This window comes from Lentihominibacter hominis, assembly GCF_014385065.1.
Taxonomy (GTDB): domain Bacteria; phylum Bacillota; class Clostridia; order Peptostreptococcales; family Anaerovoracaceae; genus Lentihominibacter; species Lentihominibacter hominis.
In genome coordinates this window covers 258914-271869 of the sequence record NZ_JACRTA010000003.1, presented here as the reverse complement: position 1 = coordinate 271869, position 12956 = coordinate 258914, and the positions used below count along the sequence as shown (strand labels likewise).

Sequence of the window (12956 nt, the reverse complement as noted above, 5' to 3'; positions counted from 1 at the left end):
ATACTCCTCCCCTGACTTCATATTCTTATCTGGCTTTATATTTTTCAAGTCCCAGCCTTATAAGCTGCGCGCCTCTTCTCATATCATCTTGTTTGAGCACATATGCTATACGGATCTCATTTTTACCAAGGCCTTCGGTAGCATAAAAACCCTCTGCTGGTGAAAACATTACAGTCTCACCATTGTCTTCGAATTCTGTAAGAAGATACATGAGAAAATCTTCAACATCATCTATAGGAAGTTTAGCCATTATATAAAATGAACCTCCGGGTTTTCTGCATACAATGCCCGGTATTTTCATAAGTTCTTCATAAACTGCATCTCTTCTTCCTTCATATTCTTTTTTTACGTCAGCATAATATGAACGATCTATATTGTAAAGAGCGGCAGCGCCTATCTGATCAAGAGTAGGACAGCAAAGACGACCCTGAGCGATTTTAAGTGCACACTCCATTATATCTTTGTTTTTGCTTATAAGACATCCGACTCTTGCTCCGCATGCGGAAAATCTTTTTGACACTGAATCTATTATTATTACTCTGTCAGCAACATTCGAAAGCATACCGAAAGAAGTTATTTCGTTTCCGTCATAAGCAAATTCTCTGTATACTTCATCAGCTATGATCCATAAATCATGTTTCACAGCTATTTCGGCAATAAGCTCCATATCTTGTTTTGTGAGAACTCTGCCTGTAGGGTTACCCGGATTTATACAGGCAATAGCTCGTGTCTTACCGGTTACAGCGGATTCTATAAGTTCGGCATCTGCATAATCATATCCGTCTTCAGCCTTTGTTGTTATAGGAACAATATTGCCTCCTGCTGCCGTTACAAATGTATGATAATTCGTATAAAACGGTTCTGCTATTATTACTTCATCACCTGGATCTAAAATACTTGTAAATACCATACTGAGAGCTTCGGAACCACCGTTTGTTATCATTATGTCATCCCTTGTATAACTCATTCCATAGGCTTTGAAATAATTTGATATAGCATCCTGCAATACTGTTTCACCGCCTGATTCAGAATAAGCGATTACTTTTTCATGAAAATTATTGACCGCATCCATAAAGCAGGAAGGTGTTTCTATGTCAGGCTGTCCTATGTTTAATCTATAGATTTTTTTCCCTTCTTTTTCTGCTTTTATAGCGAAGGGATTAAATTTTCTTATGGGGGACTGCCCTATTTTGTTCATTTTTTTTGATATGTTCATTTTTATTCTCCTTTTGTCTGTGTTGCATTATATTAACTCATCATGAGAAGCATTTACTGTCTCTTCTACATTCGGCCTTTTTCCGGGGTTGATTTTCTTCATATAAAGAAGATATTCTATGTTTCCCTTCGTTCCTGTCACAGGGGAATATGTAAGTCCATGGCTGTACAGACCATTATCTTCTCCATACCTTATGACATTTTCTATGACTTCTCTGTGAACGGCCGCATCTCTGACGATTCCTTTCTTTCCTACCTGATCACGTCCTGCTTCAAACTGAGGCTTGACGAGACAGACAAGACTCCCCTTTTCCGAGAGAAGCTTTGATGCCACCGGGAAAACAAGTCTGAGAGAAATAAAGGATACATCAATACTTATAAAGTCCACATCTTTATCTATGGTATCAGTATCAAGATACCTTATATTTGTTTTTTCCATATTTATTACACGAGGATCATTTCGCAGCTTCCAGTCAAGCTGTCCATATCCTACATCTACAGCAAAGACTTTCCTTGCTCCGTTCTTGAGCATACAGTCAGTAAATCCGCCTGTGGAAGCTCCTATATCCACTGTTACTGCATCCTTAAGAGAAAAGCCGAAAATATCAAGCGATTTTTCGAGTTTCAAACCTCCTCTGCTCACATAAGGGCAAAGATCTTCTTTTACTGTGATATCAGCTTTTTTATCTACCGATGTACCCGGTTTGTCTATACGCTGTCCTTCTACATATATAAGTCCTGCCATTATAGATGCTTTTGCCTTTTCCCGTGAAGAAAAAAAACCTCTTTCCGTCAAAATTATATCTAATCTATCCTTCAAATTCCCGTTTTATCCTTTCTGCTATAGAAGAACTGTCCATTTTGTATTTTATGTAGAGTTCTTCACAAGTACCATGTTCTATAAACTTATCAGGCCATCCTATATTCACTACTTTGACACCAGTATTTATGAGGATATTATTTATCTCCTCACCCATTCCTCCGGGAATAACATTATCTTCTACAGTGACAATCAAAGATACCTTCCCTGAAGATTCAAGCAGCATATCTTTGTCTATGGGACATACAAAAGATGCGTTAACAACTCCGGCAATTATCCCGTTTTCTTTAAGAATCTCCGAAGCTTCAAGTGCTTTTTCAACCATAGATCCGAGAGCCCATATCTCTACATTTTTCCCTTCTTTGAGACGTTCTGCCTTCCCTAAAATAATATTTCTTTTTTTCTTTGACTGCAAAGCAGTTCCCCTTGGATACCTTATAGCGCAAGGACCGTCATATGAAGAGGCAAACTCCATCATCAATTCCAATTCACTGCCGTCTTTGGGCGCCATAATCACCATATTGGGCATATGCTTTAGATAGCTTAGATCAAAAATTCCATGATGTGTCTCTCCATCGGCTCCAACTATTCCCGCTCTGTCTATACAAAGAACTACCGGCAAATTCTGAAGGCAAACATCCTCGATGATCTGATCGTAGGCGCGCTGCATAAATGTAGAATATATAGCAACAAACGGTTTAAGTCCTGCTTTAGCAAGACCTGCTGCAAATGTCACAGCATGACCTTCTGCTATTCCTACATCAAAAGCTCTTCCCGGAAACGTATCATGAAAACTGTCAAGCCCTGTTCCTTCCATCATTGCAGCGCTTACAGCAACAATCCTGCTGTCTTTAGAAGCCAGATCTGTAAGTTTACGTGCAAAAATTCCGGAATATGAAGGTTTATCTGAGTTTTTTATAGGTTTTCCCGATTCCATATCAAAAGGACCTATCCCATGAAATATATTAGGTTTCTCTTCTGCTTTAGTGTAACCTTTCCCTTTTTTAGTTATAACATGTATAAAAACAGGATCATTACTCTCTTTGGCGAGTTCCATAGTTTCACACATTTCTTTTATATTGTGTCCATCTATAGGTCCGAAATATTTGAAACCCAGTTCTTCAAATATAACGCCATCTATCACGGCATATTTTATTGTATCCTTAGCATGATGTATTCCGGCAATAACACCTTTCCCTATTACCGGGACTTTTGACACACTTTTCTTAACGCTTTCCTTCATAGATATGTATTTTCTTGAAGCCCTCAATTTTCCCAGATATTTAGGAAAACCTCCTGTGTTGTGAGAGATTGACATTCCATTGTCATTGAGAACAACTATAAGCTTGGAATCAAGATTTCCTACATTGTTAAGAGCCTCAAATGCAAGACCTCCCGTCATAGCTCCGTCTCCTATAACTGAGATAACATTATAGTCATCTCCCGAAAGATCACGGGCTGCGGCCATTCCGAGAGCAAGAGATATGGAGGAACTGCTGTGTCCTGTATCAAAAATGTCGTAAGGACTTTCTGCATTTTTGGGAAACCCACTCATTCCTCCAAGCTGTCTCAGAGAATCAAATTTTTCTGCTCTTCCCGTAAGAATCTTATGGACATATGTCTGATGTCCCACATCCCATATTATTTTATCTTCAGGAGCGTCAAAGATCCTGTGAAGCGCTATGGAAAGCTCAACCGCTCCAAGATTGGATGACAGATGTCCGCCTGTCTTGGAAACTTTCTCAATAAGAAAATCTCTTATTTCATAAGTCAGAACTTCCAGCTCGTCGTATTCCATAGTTTTCAAATCATGCGGAAGATTCAGACCTGCTATATATTTATTCATGTTATTTACCTCTTACAGCCAGATCTTTTGCCAGTTTAACGAATACTTCAGCATTATCATAATATTTTTTCAGCGCATTTATTGATGTTTGAGTGAGGTTGTCAAGTCTTGTTTTTGACTGTTCAAGTCCGTAAAGCGCCGGATATGTGGCTTTTTTATTGATAGAATCCATTCCTGCTTTCTTGCCCATCTCTTCTTCGCTTCCTTCCACATCCAGAATATCGTCACATATCTGAAATGCCAAACCCAGATTTTCTGCATATACAGTGAGATTCTCCAAAGTTTCCTCATCAGCATTTCCAAGCTGTGCTCCTGCTCTGACAGCGGCTATTATAAGCGCTGATGTCTTTGTCAGATGTATATAATCCAGCATTTCCTTTGAACAGCTTTTATCCTCTGCAGCTATATCAGCTATTTGGCCTGCTACAATACCGCGACAGCCGGAGCCTCTGCTGATTTCGTAAGCGGCTCTGATTCTTCGCTTTAAGGCATCTATATCATCAAAATAAAAAAACATATCTCTACTCATGGCTTCATATGCTGCAGCCTGTAGACCATCGCCTGCAAGTGTGGCCACAGCCTCCCCATATACTTTATGATTTGTTGGCATTCCTCTCCGCAAATCGTCATTATCCATACAGGGGAGGTCATCATGTATAAGGGAATATGTGTGTATATATTCTATGGCACAGGCATACGGCAGGGCTTCTTCCCTCTTGCCTCCGCAAAAGTCACATGCGGCAAGAAGAAGAACTGGTCTTATTCTCTTCCCACCTGATGCAAGACTATATTTCATAGATTCATAGAGAGTTATACTCTTATGGTCAATGTCCGGTATAAAATCCATCAAATGTTCTTCTATCAGGTTTTTGTAATCATCAAAAGTATAATCTTTCATGATCTACCTCCTATTTCGTTAAAGTTTCGATTTTCTGGCTGGCTTTTTCCAGTATTTCATTACATTCTTTATAGTATTTTACGCCTTCTTCATAGCTCTTCATAGCCTCTTCAAGAGAAATGTTTTCGGATTTAAGATTTTCAGATATCTCTTCAAGTTTTCTTAGCGCATCTTCAAAACTTGTTTTCTTTTCTGCCATACAAATATTCCTTTCATATCTTTGTCACATGAAATGTGACATATAGGTTATCCAACGGAGTTCATATCTTTGTCACATGAAATGTGACATATAGGTTATCCAACGGAGTTCATATCTTTGTCACATGAAATGTGACATATAGGTTATCCAGCGGATTTCATATCCTTGTCACACAAAATGCGTGACAAGGATATTATTCGGCTGAATTATTATTGTTGTGTTTCAGTATTTTGACTCGTAATGACTCGGGCCTGAGCTTTTCCTTTTGCAGCTTCTATATTTACAACCTGATCTTTCCTTAGGCTCCCTACATCTGTTATTACATTTCCGTCTGCATCTGTCACAACGCTGTATCCTTTCTTCAGTATAGATTTTGGATCAGCCGAATTCATAGTTTCTTTAGCAAGATCTGCCCTATGTTTTAAACCGGCAATCATAGTTTTCGTATAGTTTTCAATATCCGACATTATGTTATCCAAGTTTAATTGCTCCAGTGCTATTCGACTCTGTATATCACGACCAAAATTCCGTGGATTCAAAAGCTGAAGCTGTTTAGATTTATTATCAGTCGTCATTTTTAAAGATCTTTTCATTTCCCTGCCGATAGAAGCTATGTAATCTCTGAGAGCATACGTATCGGGAACTGCCTTATCTGCTGCAGCTGTAGGAGTTTCCGCTCTCATATCAGCCACAAAATCGGCTATGGTAAAATCCGTTTCATGTCCTACTGCAGATATTACCGGTATATCTGAAGCGTATATGCTTCTGGCTACAATCTCCTCATTAAAAGCCCACAGTTCTTCCATAGATCCTCCGCCTCTCCCTGCGATTATAATATCTACATCTGGATAATTAATATTAATATCATCTATTGCAGAGGAAATTTCTTCTGCAGCTGCAGGTCCCTGTACAAGAACAGGGTATATGACTATATCAACACAGTCATTTTTCCCTTTTATTATTTTTACTATATCTCTCACTGCTGCACCTGTTGCAGACGTAACAACCGCTATTTTTTTAGGAAAAACAGGAATAGTCTTTTTTTTAGACTTATCAAATAACCCTTCACTTTCAAGTTTCTTCTTTAACCTTTCAAAAGTCGCTGCTAAATCGCCCTGACCGGCGTTTTCCATATTTTTCACATTGAGAGAGTAACTGCCGCCTCTTTCATATAAATATATATATCCCTCTGCAATTACTCCGTTTCCCTCCGCCAGCTGACATTCAAGGGAAGCCAGATTTCCTGCCGACAGAAAACAATTTATTTTGCTTTTTTCATCTTTAAGCGAAAAGTAAACATGACCTGATCCGTGAAATTTTAAATTGGATATTTCTCCTGTTACAGAAATATTGCCAAGCAGCGGATCTGTCTGAAGTATTCGTTTTATATAGCTGTTAAGCTGTGAAACTTTAACGGGTTTCATTCCCATAAATCTTTCCTCCCAATATTGCTGTGCCGATCGCGTTGTCCTGCGCAAGATCTGCCTGACCAAAGGCTGCATCTATATGATTTTCTGCCAATTTTTTTACTATCTTGTCTCTTATAAATAAGCTGGAGGTAACTCCGCCTGCCATGATTACGTCTGTTATTCCTGTTTTTTCGGCACACTGAAAAATCATCTTTGTCATAGCATCTGCGACTTTTTCAAACAGCTCTTTTATAACAGGCTGAGCCTGCTGTATATCCATATTAATCGTCAGCCTTTTTATCTGAGTATCTATTCCCGACAGGTTGAGCCATCCTTCTTTTACTTTAATAGGGGTAAGAAAACTGGATATTTCATCAGATGCGAGGGCCAGCCTGTCCATTTCTTCTCCGGCAGGAAAGGACATACCCAGTTGCACACCGGTTCTGTCAATTACTTGGCCAAAAGAAATATCTTTTGATCCGCCTATGATATCTATATCATACCCAGTATGTTTTGACTTTACACTGAGCATTTCACATGTACCGCCGGAAAAATGGCATGCAAGGAGCTCTTTTTTATTACTGTGCTTTGAAAAAGCCTTTATGGCCTCTATATGCCCTTCCTGATGAGAAAAAGCAAATGAAGGTATACTTAAAACAGCAGCAAGGGATCTCGCATAACTTTCTCCGGCAAAAAACACCGGCATATATGAATTTTTAACAGGTCTTGGCTTGGATGAAAAGGATATAGCCCCAATATGATAATTATTATCACTCATGGCTTCTTCAAGTAATTCCGGCAGATTCCTAATATGCTGAAAAAGGGCGTCGGATTGTCTCAGCCCTTTTTCACCCTCTTTTACAGTTAAAAACCTTCTTAAATCACATAAAATATTACACTCTGTGTCGATAATAGCAACAGATGTTTTATAATTACTTGTATCTATGCCTAATATATATCTACTATTCATTGGAATTCACTACCGCACCTAAAACTCCATTTATGAATCCCGACGATTTGTCCAGACTGAATTTTTTGGCCAGATTTACAGCCTCATTTATAGATACAGCTTCGGGAATCCCTTCATCGAATTTTATCTCTCCGAGAGCAAGACGCATTATGGCCAGATCTACTTTAGGCATCCTTCCGGTTTTCCACGAACGGCTGTTTCGGTTAATTTCTCCGTCAATATCTTCTAAATTTCGGACTATATCGGTAAGAAGTTTCAGTCCTCTTCTTTTATGATTGCCTGACAGCCTTTCCTGAGAAAGCTTTTCTGCGGTTTCAAGATCCATTGTTTTTGTAGTGTCCATTTCATAAAGTATCTGCATCAAGATCTCTCTTGCTTCATTTCTCGTCATTTTGTTTCTTATCCTCCGATGGTATTTTAACACCTTGTACATGTATATTTACAGCTGTGACGTCCAGTTCCGTCATGGACTGTATCTCTTTCTTAACATTTTCCTGTATATCCCACGCTACTGCAGGTATCTTTGCATGATATTTTACGGTTATATATACGTCTACTTCCACACCTTCATCTGTCTGACTGACTTTTATTCCTTTTGCCAGCAGTTCTTTGCCTAAAAAATTCCTGGAAAGTGCATTAGGTATACCGCCCGACATTCCGGCCACGCCCTCTGTTTTCAATGTTGCATTTACGGCACAAACAGCGATGACTTCATCCGAAATTCTTATGCCGTATTCACCGTTTATTTTATTTGTGCCCATAAAACCACCTCTTAAATATTATATCAAATATTAGTCTAAAAAACAACGTGTCCATGGTGTTCTACATGATTTTAGTCTCTTCCAGTTTCTCAGAAAAAGCAGAATTGAGCTTTATTATAGGCTTTCTCAAAACGAGTCCTACTATGAGAGAAAGAGCAAGGAATATTCCAAGTTTTCCCATATCTGCCCAATAATACATACCATAAAGACCTCCTACTGCTTCTCTCATTGCAGACATACTATGAGTAAAAGGAAGAAGAGGATAGACAACTCTGAAAAACAAAGGAGCCACTTCAATAGGGAAGGTTCCTCCTGTTCCAGCCACCTGTATAACGAGAAGTATAACACTTATCGCCTTTCCTATATCTCCAAAAGATACTGTTAAAGTGTAAATAATATTCACATACACAATACTTGAAAACCAGCTTGCCAGCAGAAACAAAAACGGATGTCGGCACTGTATCCCAAGATAAAATAAATCTCCTAATGCGATCAATGTACTTTGAAGCAATCCTATTATAAGAAAAATAACATATCGTCCGAAATATATATGACTTGGTTTTACATTCCGCAGACCTGCCAATTGTGTTTCAGAAACAGTCACCTTCATCATTGCAACAAGAACGATACCTCCGATCCAAATGGAAAGCGTAGAGTAAAAAGGAGCCATAGAGGATCCGTAGTTTTCCATTTCATATATCTTATGAGTTTTTAGAGATACCGGAGAAGACACAAAAGACGTAAGTTTATCTTTATTATCAGACAGAAGATTGTCTATTTCAGAAAAATCGCCGTCTTCTTCCATTTGCTGAAGCTTTCCTGTCACTTCTGATATCCTTGATGAAGAACTCGAAAGAATAGCTATGGAGCTATCCAGTGCGCTTTGAAGTCTTGAAAGCTGATCCGTCGCTGAATCTGATAATGCTTTTATTCCGTCTGTGGTTTTTCCTATCTGAGAGAGAAGTTCTTTCACACCGTCATCAGTTTTTTCCAGAGATTTTGAAAGATTTTTTAATGTATCTGTGACATTTTCTTCGTAATCTGTCTTTATCTTTTCTATTTCTTCTATGCTCTTCATAATCAGATTATCCAGTTCTTTTTTTGCCTCGCCAATATCTGCTGATGTAGTTCTCATAGAATCTGCTACAGAGATAAGCTTATCTTTAAGCTCATTTTGTGTAGCAATATAAGCATTCAGCTTAGCAACAATAGGTTCTGTAAGGGAAGCAAACTGTGGATATTTTTTTCCCATAGATTCAAGAGAATCTCTAAGTGATGTATAGGAAACTATAAGACTGTCCAATTGTTCTGCAATAGTATTTAGCGAAAACGCTGCCGATTCCACATCCTTTGATTGTGTTTCAAAAGCCGTATCTACAACAGATGACATCTGATCATAAAAATCTTTGCCAGATGACAGCGTTCCATTAACATCATCTGTTATTCCCGAAAGTGCTTCATGGACATCTGAAAAAGTCTCTCTGATGTCTTTAAGTACCTTCATATTGCTTTCAGATTGAGTCTGAGCCTGTTCAAGAACACCTGATGTAGCCTCGAGAAGATCTCCGGAGGATGAGGTCGCTGCTGAAAATGACTGCAAAGCATCAGCTGAGGATGAAAGATCTGAAGATATTCTGTCAAGATTAGCTTCCAGATTTTCTACCACAGATTCAGCTCCCTCTGTATCAGTCATATTGGATACAGATTGAAGAACTACAAGTATCGTATCTGAAACAGTTCTTATGAATACTTGATTTATTTGTCTTTGTATAGAAGTGGCACCTTTTTCCGTAACCTTTGGAGCAATAGCGTTTTCTTTTGCATTGGAATAATAGATTATTTCTGCTTTTTTTATATCTTCGGAAAATATACTCATCATTTCATTACTGAACTGTTCCGGAATAACGATTGCCGCATAATAATCTCCTGACCTTACGCCGTTTACAGCTTTTTCTTTACTGGTAAATACCCACTCCATATCAGTATTTTCTCTAAGTATTGACAGAACCTGATCTCCTACATTAAGTTGTATAGGGATCAAATTACCTTCATATCCCTCATCAACACTGGCCACAGCAACTTTTAAATTGCCTGTATTTTTATAAGGATCCCAGCTGGCAGCTATGTTAAACCACGCATACAAACATGGAACGACAGCTATTCCTACAATGGCAATAAGTGCAATTACGTTCTTTTTTATACGTCTGACATCTCCCGTAAAAATATGCCATATATTTTTCATTTGCTCTTCTCCTCCTCTATGATGTCTATAAGGTTTTCTGATGTCAGCCCACTGACTTTTATCTGTCTTTGCACTCTGTCATGAATATATTCAACACAAATTAAATATATTGACAACCCTATAAGTGAAACTATCCATAAAACTAAAAATACTATTCTTGATTCCAGACTAAACATGAGAATAAGAAAAAACAGCGGTATAGCTATCATGCAAATAAATCCATATTTTATCATCTTGGGATAATGTGCCTCAAACTTCGCAGATCTTGCCATGAATTTTTGTTTTCCTTCATCATGCCTGAGAAGAGCTTTTATCAGCAGCTGGAGCTGGGGATTTTCATTCCTGACAGTATCAGTCTCGCCTATCATGAGATCCGTTTCTTCAAGATGTTTATCAAACATATGATTAAGATTCAAAATAAGTGGCCGAAGAACAAGCCCCGTTAAAAGTGAAATCAATATAAAAATAAGAAGTATCAAAAGGTCTTTTATATAGTAATTTTCGTAAAAGCCCGCCATACTTTCCCGCATAGCATCTATGCCATATGTGAACGGAAACAGAGGATGTACTTTCTGAAAAAAGCCAGGCATCATTTCTATGGGATAAGTCCCTGAAGATCCTGGTATCTGCAGTATCACAAGAAGAACAGCTACGGCTTTTCCTATATGTTTAAAGGTTATCGCAAGCGCATATATGATATTCACATATACAAAGGAGCAGAACATACCTGCCAGAAGAAATGCTGTAGGATGCATACATTGTGTTTTAAGCAATATTAGATCTCCTGTACATACTATGAATCCTTGGATCAGTGCAGCAGATGAAAACAAAAGCCATCGCCCGAAATAAGCATCTGTCGTATCAAAACGATGTATAAACCCTTCTTGGTCTACCTCCTGTTTGAGAATGGAAACTAAAATTAACCCACCTACCCATAATGCCAGATTTGTATAAAACGGGGTCATTCCAGATCCATAATTTTCCACATCATAAAGAACCTCAGATTTCAAAGAAACAGGAGATGCCATAAATCTTGAAACCGATTGCGGATCTATTCCTTCCAGAGAAAGAAGCTGCTGATATGTACCGGAACTTTGTAAAGCACTTATATCTGTCATTACAGAATTCAGATTCTCATCTACTCTTTCCAATACTTCACCTGTTTGTTCCAATGCTGCTAAACTCATATCAAGGCTTGATTCAAATTGCTGAAGGATTCCTTTTATCTGCTTGGTCATAGGCTCTGTTGCTGAAAGTGTTGCTGAAAGACTTCCACTGACTGATGCCAGATCATCAAGAGACTTATTTACTTTCGGAAGAGTATTTTGCTCAAAAGCTTTTCTGCTGTCCTGCATGGATTGTCTTCCATCTATTGATATTTTTTCCAGATCTAAGCGCGTATCCTTCGCCGTCGTAAGTATATTCTTGACACTGTCATTACCTCCGCTCAAGGAATCCAAAATCTTTTCATAAGTCTCATTCTGACTCTGTAAATGTTTTATCTGTTCGCCTATTATAGCCGAAAGTTCTGTATTATTCCCTATATTGTCATTGAGTTCGGCAAGAGATTGAAGCAATTTTTCATTTTTTTCATTCAGCTCTGATACTGAATCTATCGCATTTCCTACATCAGCGGTAGCTTTCTGAGCATTTGCTTCAAAAGTTCCCAACTTTGCTGAAGCTGATATGGAAATATCATTTATCAGGATCTCACTCTGCGAGAGACTTCCGGATATCTGAGCCGAAAAGCGACTCAAAGCCGAGCGGCTTTCATACAACAGAAAAGATGTATCTTCAAAAGCTGCAGCAGCTGCATCTGAAGCAGAATCAACTTTATCGAGGGTATCTATTGTCTCTTTTATAACTGTTTCCGATCCCTTTACAGTTTCCTGGAAGTCTCCCAGCGCAGTCTGATATTCAGCCAGATTCGATCTTACATCGGAAACAGCCGTAATCAGCTGAGAATCTGCTGCATTCATGTCATTTGTCAATTGATCTGCTGCTGATCGGATTATTCCTGATATCGTTTCTGAAGCGACAGATGAAAAAGTCTCATTTATTTCTTGCTGAACTGTAGTTGCTCCGGTATCTGTTATTTTAGGCGCTATAGCATTTTTCTTTTCGTTAATATAATAATCAAGCTTTGGTTTTTCGATTTTTCCTGACAATATACTAAGCAACGAATCGCTGAAATCATCAGGAATTATGATAGCTGCATAATATTTCCCAGAACGGACACCCTCCTCAGCCTGTTTTTCATCTACAAATGTCCAGCCCAGCTGACTGTTTTCCCTAAGATTTTCAATAATTGTATCTCCTGCATTTATAGACAGCTTATCTGTTTCAGATCCTGTATCATTATTAGCAACTGCTACTTTGATACCTTGTGTATTGCCGTACGGATCCATATTGGCCGCTATATTAAACCATGCATAAAGAGATGGCAAAACACATACCCCTATCATTACTATAATGGCAGCTTTATTATGTGAAAGACGTCTTATATCTCGACTGAAAATCTGAAATGCCGTTTTCATAAATTACCTCCTGATAGCTTCAGTCATATTTTTGATTTTACTGACGCAATAATTCATGT

General features: G+C 38.4%; 11 protein-coding genes. All 11 read right to left on the bottom strand.

Annotated elements, in window-relative coordinates; all coding sequences use genetic code 11:
* Positions 1-25: 25 nt before the first annotated feature.
* The 11 genes from H8692_RS09300 to H8692_RS09250 all read right to left on the bottom strand — a co-directional run bounded on the left by H8692_RS09300 (position 26) and on the right by H8692_RS09250 (position 12897).
* Positions 26-1216: a pyridoxal phosphate-dependent aminotransferase gene (locus H8692_RS09300; protein ID WP_187525553.1), complete on the bottom strand. Its 1191-nt coding sequence runs from the start codon at positions 1214-1216 to the stop codon at positions 26-28.
* Positions 1217-1243: 27 nt separating this feature from the next.
* Positions 1244-2035, bottom strand: a complete 792-nt coding sequence (locus H8692_RS09295) for a TlyA family RNA methyltransferase (protein WP_177270507.1) — start codon at positions 2033-2035, stop codon at positions 1244-1246.
* Positions 2025-3881 carry a 1-deoxy-D-xylulose-5-phosphate synthase gene (dxs, locus tag H8692_RS09290; RefSeq protein ID WP_187525552.1) on the bottom strand — a complete coding sequence of 619 codons (1857 nt, stop codon included), beginning with the start codon at positions 3879-3881 and terminating at the stop codon, positions 2025-2027. The genes H8692_RS09295 and dxs overlap by 11 nt, the downstream gene beginning before the upstream one ends.
* 1 nt (position 3882) lies before the next feature.
* Positions 3883-4779 (bottom strand): polyprenyl synthetase family protein, encoded by an 897-nt coding sequence (locus H8692_RS09285; RefSeq protein ID WP_207722985.1) that lies wholly within the window; start codon positions 4777-4779, stop codon positions 3883-3885.
* A 10-nt stretch (positions 4780-4789) separates the two neighbouring features.
* On the bottom strand, positions 4790-4978 hold the full coding sequence (xseB, locus tag H8692_RS09280; protein WP_177270504.1) for an exodeoxyribonuclease VII small subunit: 189 nt from the start codon (positions 4976-4978) through the stop codon (positions 4790-4792).
* Positions 4979-5187: 209 nt separating this feature from the next.
* Positions 5188-6408: an exodeoxyribonuclease VII large subunit gene (gene xseA, locus H8692_RS09275; RefSeq protein WP_187525551.1), complete on the bottom strand. Its 1221-nt coding sequence runs from the start codon at positions 6406-6408 to the stop codon at positions 5188-5190.
* Positions 6389-7357 (bottom strand): tRNA (adenosine(37)-N6)-threonylcarbamoyltransferase complex transferase subunit TsaD, encoded by a 969-nt coding sequence (locus tag H8692_RS09270; RefSeq protein WP_177270241.1) that lies wholly within the window; start codon positions 7355-7357, stop codon positions 6389-6391. Before H8692_RS09270 ends, xseA begins: the two co-directional genes overlap by 20 nt.
* Positions 7350-7748: a transcription antitermination factor NusB gene (gene nusB / locus H8692_RS09265; RefSeq protein ID WP_177270243.1), complete on the bottom strand. Its 399-nt coding sequence runs from the start codon at positions 7746-7748 to the stop codon at positions 7350-7352. The genes H8692_RS09270 and nusB overlap by 8 nt, the downstream gene beginning before the upstream one ends.
* On the bottom strand, positions 7735-8118 hold the full coding sequence (locus H8692_RS09260; protein WP_177270245.1) for an Asp23/Gls24 family envelope stress response protein: 384 nt from the start codon (positions 8116-8118) through the stop codon (positions 7735-7737). Before H8692_RS09260 ends, nusB begins: the two co-directional genes overlap by 14 nt.
* A 61-nt stretch (positions 8119-8179) precedes the next feature.
* Complete coding sequence (locus H8692_RS09255) at positions 8180-10360, bottom strand: YhgE/Pip domain-containing protein (RefSeq protein ID WP_177270247.1); 2181 nt, start codon at positions 10358-10360, stop codon at positions 8180-8182.
* Positions 10357-12897, bottom strand: coding sequence for a YhgE/Pip domain-containing protein (locus H8692_RS09250; protein ID WP_177270249.1), 2541 nt, complete (start codon positions 12895-12897; stop codon positions 10357-10359). The genes H8692_RS09255 and H8692_RS09250 overlap by 4 nt, the downstream gene beginning before the upstream one ends.
* Positions 12898-12956 lie beyond the last annotated feature (59 nt).